General features: G+C 70.3%; 25 protein-coding genes and 1 pseudogene. 10 read left to right on the top strand and 16 right to left on the bottom strand.

The window, feature by feature from the left end:
- Positions 1-208: 208 nt before the first annotated feature.
- Positions 209-1,123, bottom strand: coding sequence for a tyrosine-type recombinase/integrase (locus KUM40_RS39375; protein ID WP_254396334.1), 915 nt, complete (start codon positions 1,121-1,123; stop codon positions 209-211).
- A 734-nt stretch (positions 1,124-1,857) separates the two neighbouring features.
- On the opposite strand from KUM40_RS39375, the gene KUM40_RS39370 reads away from it, so the two are divergent.
- Positions 1,858-2,091 carry an AlpA family transcriptional regulator gene (locus KUM40_RS39370; protein ID WP_217171185.1) on the top strand — a complete coding sequence of 78 codons (234 nt, stop codon included), beginning with the start codon at positions 1,858-1,860 and terminating at the stop codon, positions 2,089-2,091.
- Between the two features lie 135 nt (positions 2,092-2,226).
- Here the strand turns inward: KUM40_RS39370 and KUM40_RS39365 are convergent, their stop codons facing one another.
- The 11 genes from KUM40_RS39365 to KUM40_RS39315 all read right to left on the bottom strand — a co-directional run bounded on the left by KUM40_RS39365 (position 2,227) and on the right by KUM40_RS39315 (position 14,482).
- Positions 2,227-3,033 (bottom strand): IS5 family transposase, encoded by an 807-nt coding sequence (locus KUM40_RS39365; protein WP_217171184.1) that lies wholly within the window; start codon positions 3,031-3,033, stop codon positions 2,227-2,229.
- Positions 3,034-3,560: 527 nt separating this feature from the next.
- Complete coding sequence (locus tag KUM40_RS39360; RefSeq protein WP_217171183.1) at positions 3,561-4,982, bottom strand: NADH-quinone oxidoreductase subunit N; 1,422 nt, start codon at positions 4,980-4,982, stop codon at positions 3,561-3,563.
- Complete coding sequence (locus KUM40_RS39355) at positions 4,979-6,484, bottom strand: NuoM family protein (protein ID WP_217171182.1); 1,506 nt, start codon at positions 6,482-6,484, stop codon at positions 4,979-4,981. The genes KUM40_RS39360 and KUM40_RS39355 overlap by 4 nt, the downstream gene beginning before the upstream one ends.
- A 5-nt stretch (positions 6,485-6,489) precedes the next feature.
- Positions 6,490-8,361 carry a proton-conducting transporter membrane subunit gene (locus KUM40_RS39350; protein WP_217171181.1) on the bottom strand — a complete coding sequence of 624 codons (1,872 nt, stop codon included), beginning with the start codon at positions 8,359-8,361 and terminating at the stop codon, positions 6,490-6,492.
- A complete protein-coding gene (locus KUM40_RS39345; protein WP_217171180.1) occupies positions 8,358-8,663 on the bottom strand; it encodes an NADH-quinone oxidoreductase subunit K in 306 nt (101 codons plus the stop codon). The genes KUM40_RS39350 and KUM40_RS39345 overlap by 4 nt, the downstream gene beginning before the upstream one ends.
- Positions 8,660-9,229 (bottom strand): NADH-quinone oxidoreductase subunit J, encoded by a 570-nt coding sequence (locus tag KUM40_RS39340; protein ID WP_217171179.1) that lies wholly within the window; start codon positions 9,227-9,229, stop codon positions 8,660-8,662. The genes KUM40_RS39345 and KUM40_RS39340 overlap by 4 nt, the downstream gene beginning before the upstream one ends.
- A gap of 14 nt (positions 9,230-9,243) precedes the next feature.
- Entirely contained in the window at positions 9,244-10,173 is a 930-nt protein-coding gene (locus tag KUM40_RS39335; protein WP_281907743.1) for an NADH-quinone oxidoreductase subunit H, read from the bottom strand.
- Positions 10,166-11,425: a hypothetical protein gene (locus KUM40_RS39330; protein ID WP_217171178.1), complete on the bottom strand. Its 1,260-nt coding sequence runs from the start codon at positions 11,423-11,425 to the stop codon at positions 10,166-10,168. Before KUM40_RS39330 ends, KUM40_RS39335 begins: the two co-directional genes overlap by 8 nt.
- Complete coding sequence (locus KUM40_RS39325) at positions 11,416-11,766, bottom strand: NADH-quinone oxidoreductase subunit A (RefSeq protein ID WP_217171177.1); 351 nt, start codon at positions 11,764-11,766, stop codon at positions 11,416-11,418. The genes KUM40_RS39330 and KUM40_RS39325 overlap by 10 nt, the downstream gene beginning before the upstream one ends.
- 314 nt (positions 11,767-12,080) lie before the next feature.
- On the bottom strand, positions 12,081-13,334 hold the full coding sequence (locus KUM40_RS39320) for an MFS transporter (RefSeq protein WP_217171176.1): 1,254 nt from the start codon (positions 13,332-13,334) through the stop codon (positions 12,081-12,083).
- Complete coding sequence (locus KUM40_RS39315; RefSeq protein ID WP_217171175.1) at positions 13,331-14,482, bottom strand: PLP-dependent cysteine synthase family protein; 1,152 nt, start codon at positions 14,480-14,482, stop codon at positions 13,331-13,333. Before KUM40_RS39315 ends, KUM40_RS39320 begins: the two co-directional genes overlap by 4 nt.
- Positions 14,483-15,314: 832 nt before the next feature.
- On the opposite strand from KUM40_RS39315, the gene KUM40_RS39310 reads away from it, so the two are divergent.
- The 5 genes from KUM40_RS39310 to KUM40_RS39290 all read left to right on the top strand — a co-directional run bounded on the left by KUM40_RS39310 (position 15,315) and on the right by KUM40_RS39290 (position 18,580).
- Entirely contained in the window at positions 15,315-15,716 is a 402-nt protein-coding gene (locus KUM40_RS39310) for a DUF6153 family protein (RefSeq protein WP_217171174.1), read from the top strand.
- Between the two features lie 122 nt (positions 15,717-15,838).
- Positions 15,839-16,480, top strand: coding sequence for a DUF305 domain-containing protein (locus KUM40_RS39305; protein ID WP_217171173.1), 642 nt, complete (start codon positions 15,839-15,841; stop codon positions 16,478-16,480).
- 94 nt (positions 16,481-16,574) lie between these two features.
- Positions 16,575-17,477: a F510_1955 family glycosylhydrolase gene (locus tag KUM40_RS39300; RefSeq protein ID WP_217171172.1), complete on the top strand. Its 903-nt coding sequence runs from the start codon at positions 16,575-16,577 to the stop codon at positions 17,475-17,477.
- Positions 17,478-17,563: 86 nt separating this feature from the next.
- A complete protein-coding gene (locus tag KUM40_RS39295) occupies positions 17,564-18,088 on the top strand; it encodes a DUF4396 domain-containing protein (RefSeq protein WP_374227466.1) in 525 nt (174 codons plus the stop codon).
- Between the two features lie 186 nt (positions 18,089-18,274).
- Positions 18,275-18,580, top strand: coding sequence for a PadR family transcriptional regulator (locus tag KUM40_RS39290; RefSeq protein ID WP_217171170.1), 306 nt, complete (start codon positions 18,275-18,277; stop codon positions 18,578-18,580).
- 259 nt (positions 18,581-18,839) lie between these two features.
- On the opposite strand, the gene KUM40_RS39285 is transcribed toward KUM40_RS39290, so the two are convergent.
- Complete coding sequence (locus tag KUM40_RS39285) at positions 18,840-19,307, bottom strand: DUF6223 family protein (RefSeq protein WP_254396332.1); 468 nt, start codon at positions 19,305-19,307, stop codon at positions 18,840-18,842.
- Between the two features lie 222 nt (positions 19,308-19,529).
- Between KUM40_RS39285 and KUM40_RS39280 the strand changes: the two genes are divergently transcribed.
- Both KUM40_RS39280 and KUM40_RS39275 read left to right on the top strand, forming a co-directional pair.
- The gene (locus tag KUM40_RS39280) at positions 19,530-20,654 is read left to right on the top strand and encodes a sensor histidine kinase (protein WP_217171169.1); all 1,125 of its coding nucleotides are present in this window, start codon (positions 19,530-19,532) and stop codon (positions 20,652-20,654) included.
- Complete coding sequence (locus tag KUM40_RS39275) at positions 20,651-21,313, top strand: response regulator transcription factor (RefSeq protein ID WP_217171168.1); 663 nt, start codon at positions 20,651-20,653, stop codon at positions 21,311-21,313. The genes KUM40_RS39280 and KUM40_RS39275 overlap by 4 nt, the downstream gene beginning before the upstream one ends.
- A gap of 61 nt (positions 21,314-21,374) precedes the next feature.
- Here KUM40_RS39275 and KUM40_RS39270 read toward each other — a convergent pair whose 3' ends face one another.
- Positions 21,375-22,649, bottom strand: coding sequence for an APC family permease (locus KUM40_RS39270; protein ID WP_217171240.1), 1,275 nt, complete (start codon positions 22,647-22,649; stop codon positions 21,375-21,377).
- A gap of 227 nt (positions 22,650-22,876) precedes the next feature.
- On the opposite strand from KUM40_RS39270, the pseudogene KUM40_RS39265 reads away from it, so the two are divergent.
- Positions 22,877-24,277: pseudogene (locus KUM40_RS39265) on the top strand (MFS transporter); the annotation flags it as partial.
- Positions 24,278-24,402: 125 nt separating this feature from the next.
- Here the strand turns inward: KUM40_RS39265 and KUM40_RS39260 are convergent.
- The gene (locus KUM40_RS39260; RefSeq protein ID WP_217171167.1) at positions 24,403-25,116 is read right to left on the bottom strand and encodes a cation transporter; all 714 of its coding nucleotides are present in this window, start codon (positions 25,114-25,116) and stop codon (positions 24,403-24,405) included.
- On the bottom strand, positions 25,116-25,451 hold the full coding sequence (locus KUM40_RS39255) for a helix-turn-helix transcriptional regulator (RefSeq protein WP_217171166.1): 336 nt from the start codon (positions 25,449-25,451) through the stop codon (positions 25,116-25,118). Before KUM40_RS39255 ends, KUM40_RS39260 begins: the two co-directional genes overlap by 1 nt.
- Positions 25,452-25,653: 202 nt before the next feature.
- Here KUM40_RS39255 and KUM40_RS39250 point away from each other — a divergent pair, with 202 nt between their 5' ends.
- Complete coding sequence (locus KUM40_RS39250; RefSeq protein WP_217171165.1) at positions 25,654-25,962, top strand: hypothetical protein; 309 nt, start codon at positions 25,654-25,656, stop codon at positions 25,960-25,962.
- Positions 25,963-25,991 lie beyond the last annotated feature (29 nt).

Here is a 25,991-nt window from a genome sequence, read left to right as displayed (position 1 = left end):
AGGTGAGTCGGTCATGCCGACGCCCCGCCCGTGACTCATCACGTGCAGGGCCCGGCTGACATACGTGCAGGTCAGGAGGGGCTTCGCGTTACCTTTTCTCAGAGCTTTCAGATGTCCCGGAACTCCTATACCATCCGCCTGACCAGTGCAGACAGACCCGTTCGATGATCATCTTGCACGAGCGTTGCACAAGCCGAACGCTGCGGAGTCAGGTGGCTCGTGTGTAGGCGCTTTGGACCGCGACGCGGATCTTGGAACCGGCTCCCGTGATCCGATGCACGTACTTACGCAGAGTGAACGCAGGATCGGCGTGGCCGAGCCGATCCGCGAGCGTGTACACGTCTACCCCGCCGTTGATCATCATCGACGCGTACAGGTGCCGAAGGGCGTGCATCATCTTGTCGCGGGAATTCTCCCAACGCCGTCCCTTCTCTTCGGGGTCGAGGGGCTTGATGAGGCCGGCCGCTGCCAAAGCGGGCTTCCAGCGGTAGGAGTTGAACCAATTCGACTGGATGGCCGTTTTCTCTCGGGTGTAAAAGATCAGCCGCACCGTGACCGGGGCGCCGTCTTGGCTGCCCCATGGTCGGGTCACCTGGGCAGGCGGGTATGTCTCCATGTGCTCGCGCAGGGGGACGGCCACATCATCGGTCAGTTCGACCCACCGGTCCTTCGGGTTCTCGTCGTCTCCGCCCTTGGGAAGGGCGTACACCAGGAACGACCCGTCGTGGACCACTTGCCGTTGCACGTGCACAAGCGGGCCGTCGGGATGGGCCCAGTCGATGTCGTCTGGCGACAGGCCGAAAATTTCTCCCTGGCGAAGACCGAGGCCGCGACCGCAGTCGACGAGTGCCTTGTAGCGCTCTGGAAGTTCGGCACGGATCTTATCGGTGTCCTCCCACGTCAGGGTCAGCTCTGCCCGGCCGCCGTCTCCTCGTTTCGGCTTGGCGTCCTGCACCGATTTGGCGAGGCATGGATTTTTGTGTATCAGGCTGTCGTCCACGGCCAGATCAAAGACAGCCCGAAGATTGTCGAATACCAGGCGCAGCGTGGAACTTTCGAGCAGCCGACGACGGTCGTGCAACCAGTCCAGCAAAGACGACGCGTTCACGTCCTTTACGCGCATCTTCCCAACTTCGGTAGGAGCGACGTGTAGGAGAATCCGCTCCTTGTGGCGTCGGTACGTGCGCGGATTCTTGTGTTCATGCCTCTTGAGCCACGTGAGGGCGAGTTCACCGACCCTGACCTCTCCGGCGCGAGGGTTGATATATGACCCGTCGTCCACTCCGGACCGCATCTTGGTCTCGTGCCTGCGAGCTTCGGCCTCGGTGCGGAACAGCTCAGTCTGCTGGACATCTTCCCGGTTACGCCAGCGGGCCTGCCACCGCTTCCCGGTCCCGTGATCCCTCGTTGGAACCTTACCGTGTTCCCTGCAGGTCGACTCCCCGGCTTTCGGGCGTGACTTGTGCCAACGGTCGTACGGCATGGACTCAACTCCTAGTTTGCAGCGGGCCTTGAAGCTTCTTTGTGGGTTCTCTCGTATCAGGTGAGTGGGATGTTGATCCAAGCAAGCTGAAAATGTCAAACGCATTCTTGGGGTCTTCGCGGCAAGGCCGCAGAGTGGTAGGGAGGAAGATCTCACCTAGGCGAATTCTCGCTGAGGGTTCGACGAGGGCTCGCCGAACCCTCAGCGAAGATTCGCTTGTGTCCTTCGAGAGTTCGCAAGGGTCGTAGGAATCTCTTCGCAAGTTCTTCTATTTGGTCCGGCTGGAATTTCATGCAAACGTTCCGTGCGTCACCACTGCGGACTACTGCTCACGTGGTTCTTTCCTGCCTATGCCGAACCGTTCTGGAGTGCCCATGCGTCGAACCACTGCCCGTGCCGAAGAAGCCGCCAGTGGCGCGGGAGACCGCTGCCCGTTGATGAGCGCGGAGGAACTGGCCGACTTCCTGGGCGTACCGCTGAACACGGTCTACATATGGAATCACCGACACCAGGGTCCGCGAGCCCACAAGGTCGGCCGCTATCTGCGCTACCGCTGGACGGAGGTAGAGGCATGGCTGGAAGCTCAAGCGGTGAATCGCGCGACATGATCGGCCAAGAGCGGCTGGTGCCCATGTTCTTGGTAGGGCGACAGAACCCGGCGTACAGCCCGACTCGTCTGCCGCCACCTGCGGCCTCTCCTTGGAAAGGTCCTCTGACGTTTCGTTACGTTCAGTGAACCTCTTTCATCCTGAATAGTCGCAGGTCAGTAGTACGTGGATGGCTTGGACGGTGCGGCTGACGCGGCGGGTGGAGGAGCGTGCTCTGCGCATGATGCGCCAGGACTTGAGTCGGGCGAAGGCACGTTCACCGGGGGCTCGGAGTCGGGCGTGGTCGCGGTTGAACTGCTGGTAGTGCTCGGGTTGTTCGCTGTGGTGGTAGTACGGGGTGCGGAAGATGGCGCCGGCACCCTGGTAGGCGCGGTCTGCCAGCACAAGGATCTGCCGGGTCAGGCAGGCCTGGACGATGCCGTGGGCGCGGGCCGAGGTCAGGTCGTGTGTGCGGCCCGGCGTCGCGCGGGAGAACCACAGGGGTGTGCCGTCCGGACGGGCGATGACCTGCACGTTCATGCCGTGCTTCTTGTGTTTCTGCGAGTAGTACGGCTGATCGGCGCGGACGCGGTCGGTGGGGATCAGTGTGCCGTCAACGATGACGTGGTCGCCCTCACCGAGGCCGGTGAGGGCTTCGTGGAGGCCTGGGGCCCAGGAGGCCAGCACCTCCAGGGCCTCGTCCACGTAGCGCCAGGCGGTGGCCTGCGATATCGCGAACCCTGCGCCGAGCTGGGCGAACGTCTCGTTCTTGCGCAGGTGGACCAGCGTGAGCAGTGCCTGGTCGAAGCAGCCGAGCTTCCGCCAGCGGGTGTTGCGTGCGCGGCGGTGCTCGTAGAGCAGCCAGGCAACATGCTCGACGAGCTCGTGCGGGACGTCGAGCGTGGCTCGATACGGAACCAACAGGGCCCCTTCGGTCGCCGGTGTGCTGAGTGGAATCACCACGCCAACGACGAGGGGCCCTGCCTCGTCACCACGTCCGCTGACCAGCCCATTTCACCCGCCAGCACAGGATGAAAGAGGTTCAGTGAGGCATTTGGTGGCTGCGGCCGGGGCCGCAGGCGCGCCGGGCCCCCGGAGTACTACCCGGTTGCGCTTCGGGACTACGGGTACAGCTTTCGCCCTTGGCCAGCATCGCTAGGTACTTCTCTATCCGGCACGCCCGGGTCTCGGACTTCTCGAAGAACTCCGCCGTGGCCGGGTCGGTGGTCAGGGCAACCGCGAGGACGTCAGGCACCTTGGCGGTCTTCGCGCCGTTGTAGGCCGCCTCCCAGCGGCCGTACACGAGCTCCCCGGAGTCAGCAGGGCTGCCACCTCCTACACGCTTCGCCACCTCCGCCAGCAAGAGGGATCCCGTGCCCGGCCCGGCCGACGTCCTGTTCCTAGAGATCGACGTCGTCGACCCGTCCGACTTCAGCGACACCCTCGCTGCCCCGGCCTTCGACTCGGCCAGCTCGAGGACGCATGGAACTTCACGACAGCAGCGGTCCCTCGGCGACGGTGAGAACAGCCTGCCCGGCGATGCCGAGTGCAAGGGAGAGGGCTGCTGCCAGGTGAGCGGTGACGGCGGGCCAGCGTCCCGCGCCCGCGTGTGTGTCGGAGGGTGCCGTGTCGGTGGTGAGGAACAGCGGGCCGAGCCAGCGCAGGTAGTAGAAGAGCGAGGCGACGGTGTTGGCGACGGCGAGGACGGCGAGCCAGGTGTAGTCGCCGTCGATGGTCGCGCTGAAGATTTCCAGCTTGCCGAGGAAGACGCCGGTGGGCGGCGTGCCGACCAGGCCCAGGAGACAGACGACGAGTACGGCTGCGAGGCCGGGGCGGCGGCGGGCGAGGCCGCGGTAGTCGGTGAGGGTACGGGCCCGGGGGAGCGCGGTGACGACGGCGAAGGCGCCGAGGTTGGTGGCGGCGTAGGCGGCCAGGTAGAGCAGCAGGCTCCTCTGGGCGGTGTCGCTGCGGGTGGTGACGGCCAGGGCCATGAGGAGGTAGCCGACCTGGCTGATGGTGGAGTAGGCGAGCAGGCGTTTGACGGAGGTCTGGAAGAACGCCGCGAGGTTGCCCAGGGTCATGGTGACCGCGGCCAGGATTGCGAGGAGTAGCGGCCAGTTGACGTCGCTGTCGGCCATTGCCTGGTGCAGTAGTCGGTAACCGGCGATCAGGGCACCGACTTTGGGCAGGGTGGTGACGTACGCGGCGACGGGTGCCGGAGCCCCGTCGGTGACGTCGGGCACCCAGAAGTGGGCCGGTACCGCGCCGACCTTGAAGAGCAGGCCGGCGAGGACGCCGACCAGTCCGACGGCGACGAGTCCGTAGGGGGCGGAAGGCAGGGTTTGGGCGAGGTCGCTGTAGTGGGTGGCGTGGCCGGCGCTGTAGAGGAGCGCGGTGCCGGCGAGCATGGTGATGCCCAGCAGCGCGCCCATCAGGTAGTACTTCAGGGCGGCTTCGGTGCCGGGGGCGTCCTTCGCGAAACCGGCGAGTGTGTAGGCGGGGACGCTGGCCAGCAGGTAGGCGGCGAACAGCATCAGCAGGTCGTTTGCGCCGATGAGGGCGAGGGTGCCGGCACCGGTCATCAGGAGCAGCACCCAGTATTCGGCTTCGCGTTTGTGGCCCCTCACGGTCTCCACCGACATACCGATGATCAGCAGCAGGGCGGCGAGCACGATGAGCCGGCCGATGTCGGTGGCGGTGTCGACGGCGAACGCGGCGGCGAAGACGGTCTGCTCGCGGTCGGTGGTCATGGTGACGGCGGTGGCCGCCAGGCCGGTCACGCAGGCGGCAGCCGCGAGTACGGCCACCAGCCACTGGCGCCGGCGGGGCAGCCAGGAACCGGCCAGGAGCCCGATGACGGCGGCGCCGAGGAGGGCGATCTCGGGGATGAGGGCAGCCAGGTTTTCGTTCACCGCGCCACCAGGCCGGTCAGGGTACGGCTGGCCGGTTCGATGACGTCCAGCAGCCACCGCGGCGCGACGCCGATCACCAGGGCCACCGCGAGCAGCGGCACCGTGGACAGCGCCTCGGTCCGTCCCAGGTCGCGGATGCCGCCGGTGGGGATGGTCTCGGGAAGGCGCGGGGTGCCGAGGAACATGCGCCGCAGTACGGTCAAGAACAGGGCGGCGGTGATCAGAATGCCGGTCACGGCGATGGCAGTGGCGACCGCGTGAGAGGCCAGGCTGCCGGTGAAGATCTGGAATTCGGCGATGAAGCCGGAGAAGCCGGGAATGCCGAGGCTGGCGAACGCGGCGACCACGGTGACCGCCGCGAAGCGCGGGACGTGCGCGGCCAGGCCGGAGTACGAGTCCATCGTGTAGGTGCGTCCGCGGTCGTAGAGGACACCGGCGAGCAGGAAGAGAGCAGCCGTGATCAGGCCGTGGCTGACCATCTGGGTGACCGCCCCGGTCACCGCCAGGGTGCGCGCCTGGGCGTCGCTGCCCGCGAGCGTCCCTGCGGCGCCGACGGCCAGGACGACGTAGCCCATGTGGTTGACCGACGTGTAGGCGATCATGCGCTTGAAGTCCGTCTGCGCCAACGCCACCAGGGCCCCGTAGACGACGGACACGGCGCCGACGATCACGATGACGAGCGCGTACTGGCGCCAACTGCCGGGCAGTAGCGGCATGGCGATGCGCACGAAACCGTAGGTGCCCATTTTCAGCAGGACCCCGGCGAGGATGGCCGAGCCGGTGGCGGGGGCGTCGGTGTGGGCGGGCGGCAGCCAGGTGTGGAAGGGCACGGTCGGTGTTTTGACCGCGAGGCCGACGCCGATGGCCAGCAGTACCAGGCCCGCGTACAGGCCACGTCCGGCCAGCGGGTTCACGCGGGTGAGGTCGACGATGTCGAAGGTGTGCGGGTCGGCCGCCAGGTAGAGGCCGATGAAGCCGAGCAGGAGGGCGAGCGAGCCGACGAAGGTGTACAGGAAGAACTTCAGGGCCGCGGCCCTGGCTCGTTCGCCGTGGCCCCAGCCCGCGATGACGAAGAACATGCCGACGATCGAGAGGTCGAAGAAGACGAAGAACAGGATGAGATCGAGGGCGACGAACAGACCGGTGCTGACCGTCTGCAGGAACAGGAAGAGGCAGACGTAGGAGCGTACGCGCCGCCTTTCGCGCAGGGAGTGGACGGCGACGGCCAGGAACAGCAGGCAGGTCAGAGCGACCAGGGGCAGGGACAGGCCGTCGACGCCCACGTGGTACCCGACTCCTGCGCTGGGGATCCAGCGCGCCCGCTGCTCGTACTGCATCCCGCCGTCGGGGTCGTAGCCGGCCCACAGGCCGACGACCAGGGCCAGGTCCACGGCAGCGGTGGCGATCCACACCCACACGTACGCCCGCTCGGGGAGGGTGCGCGGCAGGAGCGGCAGCACCGCGCACACCAGGAGCGGCAGAAACGTGACGACGCTCAGCACAGGAGTTACCTCACCAACAGGATGATCAGGACCAGTACGACGAAGCCCACGGCGGCCTGGGCGTAGTACTGGTGCAGCAGTCCGGTCTGTGGGCGGCGCGCCCACCGGCCCAGGCTCCGCGCGCCGGTCGCGACGGCACGGATTCCGGCGTCGATGCCGCCGTCGTCGAGACGGCGTGCGAGCCGGGCCGCCGCGAGGCCGCCGCGGGCGGTCTGCCGTACGGCACCGTCGACGACGCGGTCGTCGAAGGCGGCCAGCGTGCGCGCGAGGCCCAGCACCGGGCGGACCACGACGAGCCTCGCCGCCTGCTCCAGGTACAGCCACCCGTGGACCACTCGGACGGCGGCACGTAGTGCGGGTGCCGGGCGGGACGCCCACCTCCAGGCCAGGCCGGCGGCGGCGAGCGCCACCCCGGCGGACAATCCGAGTTCCCAGGGCTCGGGGGACGGTTCACCCTGGGCCCCGACCAGCCGTTTCAGCCAGGACGCCGGTCCTGGCAGGGCCAGCACTCCCAGTACCGCCGCGGCGAGGGTGAGGGCGAGGAGTGGGGCCGGTGTCGTAGGGGCGACGCGACGGGTGCCGCGCTCCTCGGTGTCGTACCCGGATCCCGCGTCGTGCGGGAGGGGACGGGTGACGTACCAGACTGCTTTGACGCTGTACATGGCGGCGACGGCCGCCGCCGCGAGGCCCACCGAGTACAGCGCGGTTGACTCGGTGTGGGCGGCGGCGAGGACTTCGTCCTTGGCCGCCCACAGGGACAGGGGCGGCAGCCCGGCCAGAGTGAGGGCGCCCACCGTGAAGGCCACGCCGACCAGTGGGTGGGCGCGGGCCGCGCCGCGCAGGGCGGGCAGTTGCTTGGTGCCCAGCGCGGTCAGCCAGGCGCCCGCGGCGAGGAACAGACCCGACTTGGTGGCGGCGTGGGCGACGAGCTGCGTGGTGCCCGCGGCGACGCCGCCGCTGCCCGCGGCCAGCACCATGAAGCCGAGCTGCGCCGAGGTGGAGGCCGCGAGGAGCTGCTTGAGGTCGCTCTGGGCCACCGCGACCAGCCCCAGGACCAGGGCGGTGGCTGCGCCGGTCCAGGCGACCAGGGGCCCCGCCCAGACCGTGGCGTCCAGCAACGGGGCGAGTCGCAGCAGCAGGTAGGCGCCGGCGGCGACCATGGTCGCCGAGTGCAGCAGTGCCGAGACGGAGCTGGGGCCCTGCATGGCGCGCGACAGCCAGAACGAGAACGGCAGTTGCGCGGACTTGCCAAGGGCGGCCACCACCACGCCGGCGGTGACCACGTGCAGCCAGGGCGCATCCGCGTGCGGCAGGGCGTCCAGGCGCAGCGAGCCGATGCCGCCGGCCACTGCGGCACCCGCGGCCAGGTACAGGCCGAGGTCGGCGGCGCGGGTGGTGAGGAACGCGACGTCGGCGGCCTCCGCCCGCTCCGGCCGCCGCCACCAGTAGCCGATCAGCGCCCAGCTAGTGGCACCCATCAGCTCCCAGGCCATCAGCAACAGCGGCAGGGTGGTCGCCGTGACGGTGACCAGCATGGCCCCGGCGAAGAGCAGCATGAGCCCGAAGAACCGGCCCCTGTTCTCGTGGGCGGCGAACTCCCCTGCGGCGAAGGCCAGCACGGCGGTGGTGACCGCGGCGACGGTGACCACCATCACCGCGGACAGGCCGTCCACCGCCAGCCCCGCCTCCATCCCGGCGAACAGCGGAGCGCTCGCGTCCGGCCGGGTCAGCGCGGCGGCGACCGCCGCACCGAGCGTGGCCACGGCGACCGCCACACCGATAGCGGGGACCAGGCTGCCCCGGCGGGGTCCCGTGAGGGCCAGTACCGATCCGCCGCCCAGGGGGAGGGCGATGAGCAGCCAGAGTAGCGCGCTCATCCCTTCAGGTCCTCGGCCATGTCGGTCATGTCGACCTGGCGGGCGCGGTAGATGGCAGTGGTGACGGCGAAGCCCATGGCCATTTCCACGGCCATCGCCACCACGGCCGCCACGATCACCACCTGGCCGCTGCCGGCGGCGGGGGCGAGGAAGTACCAGAAGTCGGCGGCGGCCACGATGACGCCGCCGATCATCAGCTCGATCCCCATCATGATCATGACGATGGACTGCTGGGAGAGGGCACCGAACAGGCCCGTCGAGAAGAGTCCGGAGGCGAGGACCAGCAGGAGTTCGAACGTCATCGGCCCACTCCTCCGGCGGTCGGGTCGTTCGGGGGCCGCTGGTCGAGGTCGTCGCCGAAGCGGTCGTACCGGCCGCGGTGGGTGGCGAGGACGGTGGCGCCCACCATGGTGGCCAGGAGCGCGAACCCGAGCGTGACCATGGTCAGCATCTGGTCGCCCATCAACGACATCCCGACCTGGAACGTGGTGTCCCCGGGCCGCGCTCCCGTGCGATCTGGCCACGGCACCAGGAAGATCCCGACGACCAGGGCGGCGAACACGACACCGCTGACGACCAGTGAGCCGCGCTTGTTGTGCAGCATCGACATCGGCATCAGACCGGCCGGATTCATCATGTACGCGATCATGAACACCGCCATGATCACCATCTCCATGACCATCATCAGCACGATCACCACGCCGAGGTACGGCAACCGCAGCACGGTCACCACCCCGCCCACGCACACCAGGGAAGCCAGGAGTGCGAAGGTGACCCGGGCCATGGAGTTCAAGGTGAATACCAGGACAGCGCCGGCCAGGGCGAGCACGCCCAGTACCCACAGCAGCACCGTGCTCGTCGTGCCCATGACGCATTCCTTTCCTAGCGGTCGAGACTGACCAGGGCCGGCACCAGGGCCTGAAGGACGGACAGCGGCAGGAGCACCACCCAGGCCAGTTCCACGTAACGGTCGGCGCGGACCATGGGCAGCCGCCGCAATACCCACACCAGCACCGTCAGCACCAGCAGCGTCTTGACCAGCGACCACGCCCACGGCGGCAGCCCCGGCCCGGCGCCACCGCCCAGGAACAGCGGCACCGCCATCGCCGCCCCGGCCGCCAGCCACAGCCACCGCCCGGCCTGCAGCAGCAGCCGGTCCACCCCGCTCGTCTCCCCCAGTACGCCCTCGGCGACGTCCCGCCCTGCCGGGTACGCGAACGGACCCAGGAAACTGAACGCCAGGACACCCGTCAGGTAGACGACGAAGGCGAACGGCATCCACACCGCGTACCACAGGCCGTGCTGGGCGTCGGCGATGTCGGTCACCCGCAGGGACTGGGCGCCCGTGGCGGCCGAGATCAGCGCGAACATCAGCGGCAGCTCGTAGGCCAGGCCCTGGGCGAGGAACCGGTAGCCGCCGACCAGGGAGAACGCGGCGTTCGGGCCCCAGCCGGCCAGCCACAGCCCGGCCCAGGTCAGCACCTCCATGGCGTTGAACCACACCACCCCGACCGACAGATCGGCGACGACGTGGTCGCCGAACGGGACGACCAGCGTGGACAGCACCGCCGCCACCGGTACGGTGATCACGCCCGCCCGCCACAGCAGCCGGTCCGGCGCGGGCAACCGCCGGGGCTGCGCCAGCAACGCCCCCGGCACGGCGAGCAGCGGCCGTACCGCGTTGCCGACTGTGATCCGACGGCCCGCGTTCCGGGCGTCCAGTGCCGCGTCGGCCGCCACCGCCAGCACCGCGAAGCCGAGCAGCATCGCCGGGGCGACCAGCAACGCCCACCACGCCCCCGTCTCAGCCACGGGCCACCGCCGGCCGACACGCGGTCAGTTCGTCCGGGTCCGGGTCGAGGCTGGCGACGACAAGACGGGCCGCGCCCAGTTCGGCTCCCACCAGCAGGCGGGGAAGCAGCTTCGCCAGGGCGGCCGACGGCGGGAGCTCCGCGTCCCACCGGCCGCGCGGGCTTTCCTGCGCGGTCGGAACGAGGACGGCGGTCGCGTCCAACTGGCGTACGTCGTGCACGACATCGGTGAGCCACTGCCGGTAGCGGGCCGGTACGTCCCCGCCGACCGCCCGTATGGCGGGACCGGTGACACCGGCGGCTCGGGCGTCGTCCGCGCTCAGCAGGCCGACGCCTCGCGTCAGCCAGTACAGGGTCCGTGACCGCCCGATTCGTCGGGCGAAGCGCTCCACCCGGGGCAGGACCGCCGACGCGGGCACCTCCTCCAGCAGGTCGTCGCGCAGTCGCCGGGCCATCGCCGCCTCGGCGGGCCAGCCCGCCACCGACAGCAGTCGGCCCAGGCTGTCCAGGTGCGCCGCTGCCCGCCGCCGGGCGGCCTCCCCCACGCCCACCGGCTCGCCCGTGACGGCCCGCAACCACGGCCGGCTCCAGAATGGATCGGCCGGCCTGTCGGCGGGCGTCTCGTCGAGGTCGGCCCGTTGGATTACGTCGCCTTGAAGCACCACGCGGAAGGTCAGTCCGGCGGGCCAGTCGGCCAGGAACGGTCCCAACGTGACATGCAGGCGGTCCAGCGTCAGTCCGTCGCGGTCCTCCCCCTGTTCGGCCATGGCCAGCCCGCCCGGCATCTCCATGTCGCCGTGATCGTGACCGTGACCGGTGTGACCGTGGACGCTGGGACCAGCGTGGTCGTCGTCGCCGCGGCCGGGCCCCGTGCTGTCGTGGCTGTCGTGCTCCCCGCCATGACCACCGCCCTTCGGGCCGTCGTCGTGGTGCCACGCGGGCTTCGTCGTGCCCAGCCGGGCGCGTCCGGCCTCGAGAACCGATGCCACCTCGTCGGCCGCGACCGCCCGCACCCGCACCCGCGGCCGAGGCATGTCCTGCCACAACCGATCCAGCGCCGGATCCAACCGTGAGCAGTCGGGCCCCGCCACCAGCATCAGGTCGGCTCCAGCCGGGGTCGACGCCGACGGCCAGTCCCGCGACCGCAACTCCTTCTCCGCGGCCAGCCTCACCGGAGTACCGCCCGGCGTGGTCACCAGCAGGACGCGTGGCCGGAGGGCCGCTGCGCGGGTCAGGACGGCGGTCAGGCCCACCGCAGTGCTCCTTCCCGCCATGCGTAGACCACCCCTGCGAGCAGGACGGCGAGGAAGACGAACATCTCGATCACCGCGCTGGGCCCCATCACGGAGATCACCAGCGTCCACGGGTACATGAAGACCATCTCCATGTCGAAGGCGAGGAAGAGCATCGTCACCGTGTACCAGCGCATGTGGAAACGGCTGACCGCGTGTTCCGTCGGCTCCAGTCCCGACCCGAACGGCTGAGCGGGCAGCGGACCGGACGGGATCCGAAGCGCCCAGGCCGCTCCGTACGCTCCGGCCACCGCCAGCAGAGCCAGGCCCAGCAAGGACAGTGCGGCAGTGATGCCGCTCACCGGATGCCACCACCAGGGAGGCGCGTCTCACGCCCCGTCGCCCCTGCACCGGAGCGCCCGTTGGAGGGCGCTCTGCCGCCCGCACTCTGCGTCGTACACATCTGCCGCTCCGTTCCCGCCGCGCCGGAAGCGTGGGGTACCCCCCGGCGGCATACGCAGTCTCGAAGGGCACGAGTCGCAACGCGGCGTGGACCCGGAAACGGCAGTCGGCACGCCCGGTCACCCGGCGTCGAGTGCTACGGCCACCGTGCCGGACATCCACACACCGCGCGAGGCGGCCGGGTCCATCGGTGCCCCGTGGGGGAGTCCACGCCTCAGGCGGGGGCGAGTGGTGCCTCTGTCCGTGCGATCAGGCGCCCACTGCGTGCCAGGGCAGCGACGGATGCCGCGCAGGCCAGTCCGGTCGCGGCCAAGGAACACCACGTCAGCCAGAGGGCGTCCGCGCGTTCGGCGAAGTCCCACAGGGCTCCGGTGATGAGGTTGCCGAGGGTGATGCCAAGGCCCGAAACGGTGTTGTACAGCCCGTAGTGGGTCGCCACGAGCCGATTGCCCGAGAGCGTGACCACGGTGTCCATCTCGAAGGGATAAACGACGGCACCGCCGACGGCCAGTAGAGCCACGGCCAGGACCAGGGCGGTCAGTACGGCGGCGGGGGCTTCGGGTGGTGCCAGTGCGAGCGGCACGAAGGCCATCCCCATGGCGGTCAGCCCGCGGACGAGGGCCTGGGCGGGCGTCCAGCGTCGCTTCGCCCAGCCGGTGAGCCGGAGTTGCCCGACCACGGCGACGGCGGCCGAAACGACGAAGAGTCCGCTGGTCGCCCAGGCGCCCTTGTCTCCGAGGACGTCGGCTGCGGCCAGGGGCAGCGCCAGGTAGACCTGGAAGGTGAGGACGTAGGCGCCGATCATCGCGAGGGCGAAGAGGAGGAAGGGCCGGTTGGCCACCACCGTGCGCCACTGCGTCAGCACGTTGCCCGGCGTCGCGCCGGGGGTTTCGCCACGGCGGGCGGGCAGGGAACGCCACTGCAGGACGGTCAGCAGGGTGAAGATCGCGGCAGCGACCGTGCAGACGAGCCGGAAGTCCGCAGCCAGCAGAGCCAGTCCCACCAGCGGGCCGAGGAGCATGCCCGCCTGGTAGTAGACGTTGAAGGTAGCGAAGGCGTCCACGCGCCGTTCGCCGGCTTCGGCGGCCAGGTAGGCGCGTACGGCAGGGTTGAACAGGGCGCCGGCGAAGCCGGTGGCCGCCGATGCGGCGATGAGGGCGGGGAGGTTGTCGACCCAGCCGAGCAGGCCGAAGCCGACGGTGCGGAGCAGGCAGCCAGCCATGATCGGGGCCTTGTAGCCGTAGCGGTCGGCGATGGTGCCTCCGATGAGGAACATGCCCTGCTGGGAGAAGTTGCGTACGCCCAGGACGAGTCCGACGGCCCAGGCCGCCAGCCCGAGCCCGCCGGCCAGGTGGGCCGCCAGGTACGGCATCAGCATGTAGAAGGCGAGGTTGATGGCGAACTGGTTGGCCATCAACAGCCGGATCGGGACCGGGAACGAGCGGGACTGCTGCCACAGGAGCTTCATCGTGCGACCCCTACGGTCTCGTCTCCTGCGTCCTGGGCACCGGCGGTGGCCAGGGGGTCGGTGACGTGGGTGCAGCGCGTCCAGCGGGTCACCACCCGGTCGCCCGGCCGGGTGATCTCCTCGGGGCCGTCGGCGGGCAGGACGCCGAGCAGGCCGTGTTCATCGCAGTAGGCATCGTCGAAGACCGTGCCGATGTACCGCTGCGGGCCGTCGGGGAAGACTGCGACGATCCGGTTGTCCGCGGGCAGGGTGCGAGCCGCCCATCGGGCGACGAGCGCGACCGCGCCGACGCTCCAGCCCCCGGTGGCGTAGTGGTCACGGGCCAGCCTGCGTGCCGACCACACCGCTTCCGGCGCGGCTACCCAGTGGACCTCGTCGAACAGGTCGTAGGCGACGTTGCGTGGATGGATGCTGCTGCCCAGGCCCCGCATCAGACGGGGTGCGGCGGGCTGGCCGAAGATGGTCGAGCCGCAGGTGTCCACCCCCACGATCCGCAGGTGAGGGAAGAACCCGCGGAGAACGGAGGCGATCCCGGCGGAGTGGCCGCCCGTGCCGACGGACACGACCAGGGTGTCGATCCGCCCCAGCTGAGCGACGAGTTCGTGGGCGAGCGGAGCGTACGCGGCCACGTTCTCCGGGTTGTTGTACTGATCAGGGCACCAAGCGCCGGGACAGTCGGCGAGGAGCTCTTCGACCCGGTCCCGGCGTGCGCGCTGCCAGCCTCCACGGACGTGCGGGGTGTCAACGAGGTCCACGACGGCCCCGTACGCCGTGAGCAGTCCCGTCATCAAGGGCTCCATGCCGGGATCGGTGACGACGGTGACGGGGTGGCCGTAGGTCGCGCCGGCGAGAGCCAGGCCGAGACCGAGCGTGCCGGAGGAGGACTCGACGATGCGGGCGCCGGGCAGGAGCTGTCCGCGCTCGCGGGCGGTGCGGACCATGTGCAGGGCGGTGCGGTCCTTGATGCCGCCCGGATTGTGGCCCTCGATCTTGGCCCAGAAACCGCGTCCCGGGAGGGTGAACGGCGCTCCGATGCGGAGGACGGGGGTGTTGCCGACCAGTCCGGCGGGGGTGTGTGTCAGTCGCTCGGTTGCAGGGAGAGGCCGCGCGGACGCAGCCAGGACAGACATGCGGGTCAGGCGATTCATGGCGTGGTTCTCCTGCGGCCGGTGCCTGAACAAGCAACGGGCCGCGATTACAGGGGCGGAGGTGATCGACTGCCGGGCCGCGGCCGGGTGACGAGGCCGCAGTGTTGGTCGATCAGGTCCGCCACACGCCGAGACGGGACCGCGTATGTCCGGTGGACGAGCAACCCGGGTCGGGAGCCGATGCCTGCGCGCCGGTCCGTGTGGGCGACGGCGGGGCGCCGTGTTCGACGCGGAGAACATGGAGGGCTGGGCCGTCGGCAAGGGGGATGTCGCGGGAGGGCTGAACTGTGGGTCCGTCCAGATCACAGCAGTGCGACTGGTGGTCATGGGCCGGCGCGCTCTGCAGCGACGCCATCCCCCCGCCGGCCGGTCCCGGCTTATGCCCGCAGAACGCTCCCGCGCTGTGCGCAGCGTCTGCGCTTGCCACCCCGGCCGTCACCGGTCCGTGCGCACAGGCCAGCAGGTGCACCAGCACGGCGAGCAGCACGACGAGCGGCGCCGCCGTGGGCTTCGCGGGCCGAGTGCTCGGTAGTACTGACCAGGCAGACATCAGGACGGAATGTAATCGCTCACACGCGCAAGGTCATTGCGGCAGATCGTCACTCTGCGGCTCTGCTGACGCGCGCCAGGGGCCGGGCGACGGCTGGGACGTCCACGAATGCGACTTGCAGCGGCCCCTGGCTGTCCGTGAATGCGAGTTCCGCTAAACACCGGATCGGGTGAACGTCAGCACCAGATGGGCGAGAGACGTGCACGGAGGCGTACGAGCGGGGACAGCCGCCGATCGCGCAGTCACATCTGCGCTTTCGCGAAGGGCCCGTACGATGGGTGCGTGACCATGAGCACCCGATCAAGCAGCCGCCCGGCCGGGCGGCTGTTCGTGCTGCTGGTGCTGGCGGTACTGGCCGGCGTGCTGGGCATGCACGGCCTCGCCCCCGGTGCGACACCGGCGGTACAGGCAGGTGCTGGCCACGAGATGGTGATGACCGCGGCGGACGGCGTTCCGCACGCGGACGGGGGTTGCACGCACACGGACGGCGGATCGAGCCATCTCGATCATGCCGACGGGACGTGTGCGGCGGCCGGCGTCGGTTCGGCGTACACGCCGCCCGCGTTGACCGGCGCCTTGCTGAACGCGCCCGCGGCCCCCGCGCCCGCTGCGGCGTCTCCGGGGGCGCCGCATGACGGGCGGGCTCCGCCCGACCTCTCCGAGCTGCAGCTCCTGCGGATATAGAGCGGCCCGCCCGGCTCCCGTGCGCCCGGCCCTTGCCGGTGACGGGTGCCGTGCTTCCGCACGCTCTACATCCGTTCCCACCGCGTGCCGCGCGACGGCGCGCGTCAAGGAGTTGCACCACCATGATCCGCAAGCGTTCTCTCATGCGCCGCACTGCCGCCGTAGCCGCCGCAGGCGCGGCAGCACTCGTCCTGGCCGCCTGCGGCGGTAACGGCGACGATGACAGCTCGGCCGGACACGGCGGCCACGCCGCTACCGCCGCCTCGTCCGCCCCGGCATCTGCGTCCGCGTCACAGGGGCAGCACAACGCTGCCGACGTCGCCTTCGCGAAGGGGATGATCCCCCACCACCGTCAGGCCGTCGAGATGGCCGACCTCGCGCCCGACCGCGCGCAGTCGGCCGAGGTGAAGAAGCTCGCCGCCGACATCAAGAAGGCCCAGGACCCGGAGATCAAGACGCTCTCCGGCTGGCTGATCTCGTGGGGCGAGGACGTGCCCGCCGAGGGTGCCATGGACCACTCCATGCACGACATGGGCGGCATGATGACGGCAGAGGAGATGACCGGGCTCGAGAACGCCTCGGGCAAGGCCTTCGACACCGCCTTCATGGAAATGATGATCAAGCATCACGAAGGCGCGGTCGACATGGCGAAGACCGAGCAGGCCGACGGCACTTACGGACCGGCCAAGAAGATGGCCGGAGAGATCATCGACTCGCAGAGCGCGGAGATCGAGCAGATGAACGAACTGCTCGGCAAGGACTGACCCCATCGCGTCGGTGTGGGGCGGGCACCATCGGTGCCCGCCCCACACCGACCTGCCTTCCCGTCGTCCCTTCTCCCCGCTTGGACCTCACACCATGACTCGCATACCGCGGCGCCGCCCGCGTGCCCTGATCCTGCTCGCGGCTGCCGGCCTGCTACTCGCCGCCTGCTCCGCCACCGACACCACCGCCGAGACCGGCCGGGATGGCGCCGCACCCGACCCTGGGACCGGCCATCTGCACGGGCTGGGCGTCGATCCAGCCGACGGCGCGGTCTACGCCGCCGGGCACCACGGCGTCTTCCGCCTGGATGGCGGCACTGCCACCCGGGTGGCCGACCGCTATCAGGACACCATGGGCTTCACCGTGACCGGTCCGGCCACGTTCCTGGCCAGCGGTCACCCCGGCCCCGCCGAATCCGGCACACGGCCCGCGCACCTGGGCCTGATCCAGAGCACGGACGCCGGCCGCACCTGGCAGACCCTCTCCGCCGAAGGCGAGGCTGACTTCCACGCGCTGGAGAACGCCGGTGAGGTGCTGTACGGGTTCGACAGCCAGAGCGAGCGGGTGTGGGCCAGCGCCGACGGGGGCCGCAAGTGGGCCAAGCGCGCGGACGTGGCGGCGCTCGACCTCGCCTCTCACCCAGACAGCGCGACCACCGTGTGGGCGGCCACCGGCACCGGCCTGTCGCGCAGTGACGATGGCGCACGGACCTTCCGTCCGGTCCCTTCGTCGCCCGGCCTGGTGGCAGTGGAGGAACCGGAACCCGGCAGGTTGCTGGCGCTCACGGCTGACGGCCGGGTCGTCGCCGGCCGCGACGGGCGGACATGGACGGAGCAGGGCCGCCTGCCCGCGGGCGGTGAGGGGAGGGTGCTGACGGCGGTGACCTCTCAGCGTCTGCTGGCGGCGGACAGTGGCGATGTCGTCTACGAGTCCGTTGACGGTGGGCGCACGTGGGTGCTTCTTCATCGTCCGGCAACGGGTTCGGATCACTCCTGACCCTGGCTACATACCCCTAGGGGGTATATGGTTCTGCGTTGTAGAGCCGCAGGGGCCTTGCGGGGCATCGAATGGGGATGAGGGTCATGGACCACAGCACGCACCACACCGGTACCGCGCACGCCCCCGCCTCGTCCGCGGGCGGCCACGGCGATCACCACGGTGATCAAGCGCACGGCACGACCTGGGCGACGGCGATGAAGGCGACGCTGCACTGCCTCACCGGGTGCGCCATCGGCGAGATCCTCGGCATGGTGATCGGTACCGCCCTGATGTGGGGCAACGCGCCGACCATGATCCTCGCGATCACCCTTGCCTTCGTCTTCGGTTACTCCTTCACCCTCTTCGCGGTGGTACGCGCGGGGGTGTCCCTGAAGGCGGCGATCAAAGTCGCGCTGGCCGCCGACACCGTCTCCATCGCGGTGATGGAACTGGTCGACAACGGCATCATCGCCCTGACACCGGGCGCGATGGACGCGCACCTGTCGGACGGACTGTTCTGGTACGCCCTGCTCGGCGGCTTCGCCGTGGCCTTCGTGATCACCACGCCGGTCAACAAGTGGATGATCGGCCGCGGCAAAGGCCACGCCGTCGTCCACGCCTACCACTGACCCACACCACCACTACGACGCCGGGCGGCCCTCGAATCCGGGGGCCGCCCGGTCCGCTCGTCAGCTTGTCCTTGTCCCGCCGTGCGAGAGCAGCAGGGGCGCGGGGACGCCGGACGAGGCCCGCTGAACGCCCGGCGTAGGATCGGCTCCCGATATCGGTTTCGTCACTGCCGGAGGTGGGCCAGAGTGCGGGAGTTCCAGCGAGGCGCGGTGCGGCTGCACATCCTGCATCACGCGGCCGTGGAGGATATCCACGGCGCCTGGATGACCGACGAACTGGCCCGCCACGGCTACCGGATCAGTCCCGGCACGTTGTACCCGACGCTGCACCGTCTGGAGGCCGACGGACTACTGGAGTCCGAGCAACGCGTCGTCGAGGGGCGGGCCCGGCGGGTCTACCGGGCCACCGAGGCCGGGAGGCAGGCCCTTGCCGAGGACCGCAAGGCACTGGCAGAGCTGGCCCGTGAAGTCCTCGGCGACGAGGCCCCGTAGTCGCTCCGTCGGAACACCGGCGGCGCGCGTCCTCGGCTGCGTCGGCTGCTCGGCCGGGCGACGGTGTGGCGAAGGTAGACGTTCGGGCAACAGGCGCCCGCGCCAGCGATGACGAGCAAGAGGCAGCCGCGCGACTGTCCTCGTATCGCTCAAGTCCTGTGTTTCCGGCCGGAGGGACTTCGAGATCGATGGAAGAAGATCCGTCCTGCTTCGAGTGGCCGTGAGAGGTGTCGTCTCGGGTGCCTGGTGGGGGGCGGTGTCAGCGGCCGGCCACGTGCTGCTCGGCACGGTGCCCCTGGGCCCGGGCCAGCGCCAGCCAGCCGACGGCCGTGGCGATGAGTCCCACGATCAGGGCCACGAAGGCCCCGCCCAACCCGTTGCCGGTGCCGAGTCCGCCGTCGGCGGTAGCCGCCACCAGACCACCGAGGGCCATGGCAACCAGCCCCGTCGTCAGGGCCGCGATGGCGCCGCGTCGCCCGGTGTCGGTGCCGAAACGGCCGGTGGGACGGGCCAGAGCCAGCCCACCGACGGCCACGCCGATCAGGGCGAGTACGCCTGCCGTGGTGGCCCCGAGCCGCCCGGCGCTGATGGCGTAGACGCTGGCGGCGGACGACTGGACAGCGGTGTGTGCGGCCGCCGGTGCGGCGAGCACGAACCCGCCGAGCAGGGCGGCCGCGGTCACCGCTGCCACCCGTCGGACCGCCTTCATGGCTCCTGATGTGCGCATGTCCGTCTCCTGCTCGTGCGTCTCGTATCGGGATGCCCCCTGATGGTGGCTGCCGGAGCACCTCCGGTCGTCCCACAGCGGCAGGCACTCCACGCTGCCGCCGATGACGCACCCGGCTACTGCCGACGCGGCAGGCAGGTTCGCCGGTACCGCGCCTGCGGTAGACGGCTGTTCGTGCGCCGGCGGGATTTCTCGGCGCCGGCGCGTGGCTAGGGTGCGCGCATGGAAAAAGGACGGTTCGGTGTCCCGGCCGGGGTCATGGACTGGGCGACAGCCGTCGGCGTGGCGGTGGCGCTGCTGCTCGCCGCGCGGTCCGGACAGCACCCCGACGCGGGCCTCGACCTGCTGGGCCAGGCGCTGTTGGTGGCGAGCGGCCTGGCGCTGGCCGCCCGCCGCCACGCTCCCGTCCTGGTACTGGCCGCCACCGGACTGTGCGCGGTGGCGTATCAGGCGGCTGGGTTCGACGTGCCGGTCGTCGCGTTCCTGTTCGCGGTTTACGCCGCGGTGCGGGCCGGACACCGCACCGTCACGGTGATCGCGTCTGTGGCCATGGTGGCCGCACTGCCGCTCGCCGCCCTGGTCTCCCTGCACGACATGCGGGAGGCGTACGCGCAGGCCCGCGGTGCCCTGGAGATCGCGTGGCTGGTCGCGGCCGGCGCCGCCGGGGAGGCGCTGCGGCAGGCCGAGCGAAGGGCGGACGAGGCCGTGCGCACCCGGGAGGAGACGGCACGGCGCCGCGCGGACGAGGAACGTCTGCACATCGCACGGGAGTTGCATGATTCGCTCACCCATCAGATCTCGATCATCAAGGTGCAGTCCGAAGTCGCCGTCCACGTCGCACGACGACGGGGCGAGCAGGTCCCGGAGGCGCTCCTGGCGATCCAGGAGGCAGGCCGGGAGGCGACCCGGGAGCTACGCGCCACTTTGCGGGCCCTGCGCGACGACGACACCACCCCGCCGCGCGGGCTCGACCACATTCCGGAGCTGGTGGAGCGGGCCGGCCGGAGCGGCCTGGCGACGAACCTCGTGATCAAGGGACAGCGGCCCGACGTGCCGGCAGCTGTGGGCCGGACCGCCTACCGGATCGTGCAGGAGTCGCTGACCAACATCGCCCGGCACGCCTGCGCCGCCACCGCCTCGGTCCGCATCGACTACCGCCCCGACTCGCTCGTGATCCGCATCGACGACGACGGCAGTGCCGTGCCGGGCACCGCCCCGGTGCCCGGCATGGGGCTGCTCGGCATGCGGGAGCGCGTCACCGCCCTCGGTGGCCGCATGTGTGCCGAACCGCGCAGCGAGCGCGGCTTCACCGTCCGAGCCGTACTCCCCCTGGAGTCAATATCGTGATCCGTGTCCTGCTGGTCGACGACCAGCCGCTCGTGCGCAGCGGCTTCCGCGCGCTGCTCGACCTCGAAGACGACATCGAGGTGGTCGCCGAAGCCGGAGACGGCGCGGAGGGCCTGGAGCTGGTCAAGGCTCACCTGCCCGACGTCGCGCTCATCGATATTCAGATGCCGGTGCTCGACGGCATCCAGACCACCCGGCGCATCGCCGTCGACCCGGCCCTGACCGGGGTGCACGTCGTCATCCTGACCAACTACGGCATGGACGAGTACGTCTTCCACGCGCTGCGCGCCGGCGCCGCAGGCTTCCTCGTCAAGGACATCCTGCCGGACGACTTCCTGCACGCCGTGCGCGTTGCTGCCCGCGGCGACGCGCTGCTGGCGCCGTCAATCACCCGCAGGCTGATCAACCAGTACGTCACCCAGCCGCTCACCACCGATGCCGACACACGGCTCGAACAGCTGACCAGACGCGAACGAGAGGCCGTCGCGCTGGTCGCGCAAGGGCTGTCCAACGACGAGATCGCGGACCGTCTGGTGATCAGCCCCCTGACCGCGAAGACCCATATCAACCGGGCCATGATGAAGGCCCATGCCCGCGACCGGGCCCAACTCGTGATCCTCGCCTACGAATCCGGCCTGGTCACTCCACGCAGCCGCTGACATCCCCCCGTACACGCCACGCAGAACTCTCCGTTCGCATGCTTGCATGATCGCTCCTCTCCTACGGCCTGCGCGCGGCGATCGATCGGCGTAGGCCGTAGGCGGCGCCTCCTACGGTCAGTACCGCGGCTCCGGAGACGACCGAGGTCGACGGCAGGGCGAAGGCCAGCACCAGGCAGCCGGCCAACCCGACAGCGGGAATGAGGCGAGGGGGTCGTCCCTCGTCGGGGCCGAGGGTCCAGGCAGAGGCGTTGGCGATGGCGTAGTAGACCAGGACGCCGAAGGACGAGAACCCGATCGCGCCGCGCACGTCCACCGTCGCCGCGACCACGGCCACCACGGCGCCCACGGCCAGTTCGGCCCGGTGCGGCACCTTGAACCTCGGGTGGACCACAGCGAGCGCGTGCGGCAGGTGCCGGTCGCGGGCCATGGCCAAGGTGGTGCGGGACACTCCGAGTAGCAGCGCCAGCAGCGAGCCGAGCGCGGCGACAGCGGCGCCGCCCCGTACGACCGGCGTGAGCCAGTCGGCGCCCGCGGCCTTCGCCGCGTCGGACATGGGCAGCGCTGTGTCCGCCAACCCCTTCGGGCCGAGTACGGTCAGCACGGCGACGGCGACGACGGCGTAGACGACGAGGGTGATGCCGAGCGCGAGCGGGATCGCCCTGGGGATGGTGCGGGCGGGGTCGCGGACCTCTTCCCCGAGGGTGGCGATGCGGGCGTACCCGGCGAAGGCGAAGAACAGCAGGCCCGCTGCCTGGAGTACTCCGCCGACGGAGGCGTCCGAGCCGACGTCCAACCGCGCGGCGTCCGACTGTCCGGAGGTGAGGGCGGCGACGGCCACGGCGGCAAGGACGGCGAGGACGACCGTGACGATCACGCGGGTGACGAGTGCGGACTTCTGCACCCCCGCGTAGTTCACGGCCGTCAGCCCCACCACCGCCGCGACCGCGACCGCATGCGCTTGGCCGGGCCATACGTATGAGCCGACCGTGAGTGCCATCGCCGCGCAGGAGGCGGTCTTGCCGACCACGAACGCCCAGCCGGCCAGGTAGCCCCAGAAGTCGCCCAGGCGCTCACGGCCGTAGACGTAGGTGCCTCCGGAGGCCGGGCAGCGGGAGGCCAGGCGGGCGGATGACGTCGCGTTGCAGTACGCCACCACGGCGGCCAGGGCCAGCCCGAGCGGCAGCCCGGAGCCGGCCGCGTCTGCCGCCGGGGCGAGCGCGGCGAAGATCCCCGCGCCGATCATCGCCCCGAGACCGATTACCACGGCGTCGGGCACGCCGAGCCTGCGCCGCAATTCATCGGGGACACCCGCGGCGGTCGGTGGCTTGCTCATGGGGCTCATGGGGCTCACTCCTCGGCGGCCGGGGCCCGCTTCCTACGGACTCCGATATCGAATAACGATATCGGAGTCCCGAACGGGTCCCGCGAACGGGTGGGCACGCTCGGTGTGCGCAACCACTACTCACTTCCTTCTTCCGGAATACCCCCTGGGGGTATATCGTTCTGCCGCATGACAGAGATACCCCCTGGGGGTATCTACTCCTCGAGAGGGAACGAGCGATGTCAACCGTCAATCCACGGCGCTGGTGGGCACTTGTCGTGCTGGCCACCGCACAGTTCATGGTCATCATGGACACCTCGATCATCGGGGTGGCCCTGCCGGAGATGCAGCGCGACCTGGGCTTCTCCCAGGGCGACCTGCAGTGGGTCTTCAACGCCTACGTCATCGCCTTCGGCGGTCGGCTGTCGGACCTGCTGGGAGCGCGACGGGTGTTCGCGGGCGGATGGGTCGTGCTGATCGCCGGCTCCGTCGTCGCGGCCGCCGCGAACACCGCCTGGGTGGAGGTCGTGGGCCGCGCCGTGCAGGGCGTGGGCGGAGCGCTGAGCGCACCCGCTTCCATGACGCTGCTGATGATGCTCTTCGGCCACAACCCGAAGGAACTCGGCAAGGCGCTGGCCCTCTACGGCGCCGCCGCCCCCGCCGGAGGCACCGCGGGGGTCTTCCTGGGTGGCGTGTTCACCGAGTGGGCGAGCTGGCCCTGGGTCTTCATCATCTACGTCCCCATCGGCATCACGACGCTGGCCGCCACCGGGCTCCTGCCCGCCGTAGCGCGCAGCCGCGGCTCGGTCGACGTCCTCGGCGCCGCGTCCGTCACCGCCGGCCTGGCGCTCGCGGTGTTCGCCGTGGTCCGGGCACCCGAGGTCGGCTGGGGCGCCACCCAGACGGTGCTGGAACTCCTCGGCGCCGCCGTACTGCTGACCCTGTTCCTCGTCGTGCAGAAGTCGGTCGAAGCGCCGCTGATGCCGCTGCAGGTGTGGCGCACACCGGGCTTGGGCGTCTCCAACCTGGCGATGACGCTGCTGGGCGCCGCCTGGATCCCCATGTGGTACTTCCTCAACCTCTACCTGCAGCAGGTCCTGGGCTACGGCGCCTTCGCCAGCGGCGCCGCCCTGCTGCCGATGACCGGCCTGCTCATGCTCTTCATGACCCTCATCACCGCCCGCCTGCTGGGCCGCTTCGGCGCCAAGCCGCTGATCTCGGGCGGCCTGTTCGTCCTGGCGGCGGGCCTGGTCTGGCTGGCGGCGGTCGAGCCGACCGGCACCTTCGTCGTCGATGTCCTGCCGGCCTCACTGGTCGCCGCGACCGGCATGTCACTGGCCTACATCCCCGCCATGATGTCGGCGATCTCGGGGGTACCGCAGGAGCAGGCCGGCCTGGCCTCCGGCATCGTCAACACCACGTACCAGGTCGGTTCGGCGCTCGGACTCGCCGCACTGACCGCCCTGGCCACCTCCCAGGGAGCGGATCAGATCGGCAACCTGCCCGCGCTGACCGACGGCTTCAGCTCCGCCTTCATCGGCGCCGCGGCCATCGCCGCCGCGGGTGGCCTGCTGACGGCCGTGCTGATGCGCGGCCGCCCGGCGCCCGGCACCGAGCAGCCCTCAGCGGTCGCCGGCAGCGAATCCGTCAACGCCTGCCCCATGGACTGCTGGGTGTGCCGTAGCAGCCGACGGGACCGTTTCGCACTGACGATGCCGGTGCGAAACGGTCCCGTCCTGTACTCCCGCTCGCCGCTCGTGGGCGGTCAGTTGCAGCAGTCGCAGCCGGGGCGGCAGCCGCAGGCATCGGCCTCGGCGTCAGCGGCCGGGGCCGACAGGCTCGCGGACGGCGCGCAGCAGCCCTTGCCCTGCCAGGCGTCGCGGCCCTCCTTGACGGCGATGGCGGCGATGACGAGGGCGGCGATCGGATCGGCCCAGGACCAGCCGAGGGTGGCGTTGAGGACGAGACCGACCAGGAGGACGGCCGACAGGTATGTGCACAGGAGCGTCTGCTTGGAGTCGGCGACCGCGGAGGCGGAGCCGAGTTCGCGGCCGGCCTTGCGCTGGGCGGCCGACAGGAACGGCATGATCGCGAGGGAGAGCGCGGCGATGACGATGCCGGGGATGGAGCGTTCGGCCTCGCCCGTGCCGAGCAGGGCGCGGACGGCGTCGATGGCGACGTAGGCGGCGAGCGCGAAGAAGGAGATGGCGATGATCCGCAGGGTGCGCTGCTCGCGGGCCTCCCGGACGGTGTGGTCGCGGGCGGAGAACTGCCAGGCGACCGCCGCTGCGGAGGAGACCTCGATGACGGAGTCGAGGCCGAAGCCGATCAGGGCGGTGGAGGAGGCGAGGGTGCCTGCGGTGATGGCGACGATCGCCTCGATGACGTTGTAGGTGATCGTGGCGGCGACCAGCAGGCGTATGCGCCTGGCGAGGGCGTCGCGGCGGGCCGGGGAGGGGCCGAGGGCTATCGCGGTCATCAGCAGCAGCCCTCGTCGTCGGCGTCCGGGCACGTGCGGTCGCTCTCCACGGCGAGCACGGCGGTGCGCAGGTCGTCCAGTGCGTGGCCGAGGCGGGGGTCGGCGAGTTCGTAGCGGCTGCGGCGGCCTTCGGGAACGGCGACGACAAGGCCACAGTCGCGCAGGCAGGCCAACTGGTTGGACAGCCGGGTGCGGGAGATGCCGAGGGCCTCGGCGAGGTCGGAGGGATAGGCCGGCGCCTCGCGCAGCGCGAGCAGCAGGCGACAGCGGATCGGGTCGGCCAGTGCCCTGCCGAAGCGGGTCAGGGCGTCGAGGTCGGTCGCGAGGGTCAGCATGCGCTCGACGATACACATATTCTTGAATTCACAGAAGTCTGAACTATCTATGGGCTATACGATGGCCACCGCGCGCTGCCCGGGTCAGGCCGCAGCCCGTTGGCGGGCCGCGGAGCGGCCACACATCGTGTCCCAGCCCTGGCGGGGGAGAGCCCCGGGCCAAGCGTTGCGGGGCTGCGGCGGGACGCGTGACCCTGGAGTCATGGAGATTGAGATCGCGGTCGTGCCCGACTGCCCCCATGAGACTCCCGCCGCCGAGCGGCTCAGGGCCGTGCTCGACGACCTCGGGCTGTACGACACGACGTTCACGATCCGGACCGTCGCAGACCAGGCGGAGGCCGAGCGGACCGGCTTCACCGGATCCCCGAGCATCCTCATCGACGGCCGAGACCCCTTCGCCGAACCCGACCGCCCGGCCGGCCTGACCTGCCGGGTGTACTGCACCCCGGCCGGGCCGGCCGGTCTCCCCACCACCGACCAGCTGCGCCAGGCCCTGACCGGCACTCCCTAAGCTGAGCGGGGTGTTACGACACCGGCGCC

The sequence above is a fragment of the Streptomyces sp. AC512_CC834 genome, from assembly GCF_019049325.1.
Classification (GTDB): Bacteria; Actinomycetota; Actinomycetes; order Streptomycetales; family Streptomycetaceae; genus Streptomyces.
Note: the sequence above shows the minus strand (reverse complement) of the source record. Positions and strands in the feature narration are given on the sequence as shown.

Coding starts and splice junctions, on each gene's coding strand:
- KUM40_RS39375 (WP_254396334.1), bottom strand. CDS start 1,123: ATGCGCGTAAAGGACGTGAACGCGTCGTCTTTGCTGGACTGGTTGCAC.
- KUM40_RS39370 (WP_217171185.1), top strand. CDS start 1,858: ATGCGTCGAACCACTGCCCGTGCCGAAGAAGCCGCCAGTGGCGCGGGA.
- KUM40_RS39350 (WP_217171181.1), bottom strand. CDS start 8,361: ATGAGCGCGCTACTCTGGCTGCTCATCGCCCTCCCCCTGGGCGGCGGA.
- KUM40_RS39345 (WP_217171180.1), bottom strand. CDS start 8,663: ATGACGTTCGAACTCCTGCTGGTCCTCGCCTCCGGACTCTTCTCGACG.
- KUM40_RS39340 (WP_217171179.1), bottom strand. CDS start 9,229: ATGGGCACGACGAGCACGGTGCTGCTGTGGGTACTGGGCGTGCTCGCC.
- KUM40_RS39320 (WP_217171176.1), bottom strand. CDS start 13,334: ATGAAGCTCCTGTGGCAGCAGTCCCGCTCGTTCCCGGTCCCGATCCGG.
- KUM40_RS39315 (WP_217171175.1), bottom strand. CDS start 14,482: ATGAATCGCCTGACCCGCATGTCTGTCCTGGCTGCGTCCGCGCGGCCT.
- KUM40_RS39305 (WP_217171173.1), top strand. CDS start 15,839: ATGATCCGCAAGCGTTCTCTCATGCGCCGCACTGCCGCCGTAGCCGCC.
- KUM40_RS39300 (WP_217171172.1), top strand. CDS start 16,575: ATGACTCGCATACCGCGGCGCCGCCCGCGTGCCCTGATCCTGCTCGCG.
- KUM40_RS39295 (WP_374227466.1), top strand. CDS start 17,564: ATGGACCACAGCACGCACCACACCGGTACCGCGCACGCCCCCGCCTCG.
- KUM40_RS39285 (WP_254396332.1), bottom strand. CDS start 19,307: ATGCGCACATCAGGAGCCATGAAGGCGGTCCGACGGGTGGCAGCGGTG.
- KUM40_RS39280 (WP_217171169.1), top strand. CDS start 19,530: ATGGAAAAAGGACGGTTCGGTGTCCCGGCCGGGGTCATGGACTGGGCG.
- KUM40_RS39270 (WP_217171240.1), bottom strand. CDS start 22,649: ATGAGCAAGCCACCGACCGCCGCGGGTGTCCCCGATGAATTGCGGCGC.
- KUM40_RS39260 (WP_217171167.1), bottom strand. CDS start 25,116: ATGACCGCGATAGCCCTCGGCCCCTCCCCGGCCCGCCGCGACGCCCTC.
- KUM40_RS39255 (WP_217171166.1), bottom strand. CDS start 25,451: ATGCTGACCCTCGCGACCGACCTCGACGCCCTGACCCGCTTCGGCAGG.
- KUM40_RS39250 (WP_217171165.1), top strand. CDS start 25,654: ATGGAGATTGAGATCGCGGTCGTGCCCGACTGCCCCCATGAGACTCCC.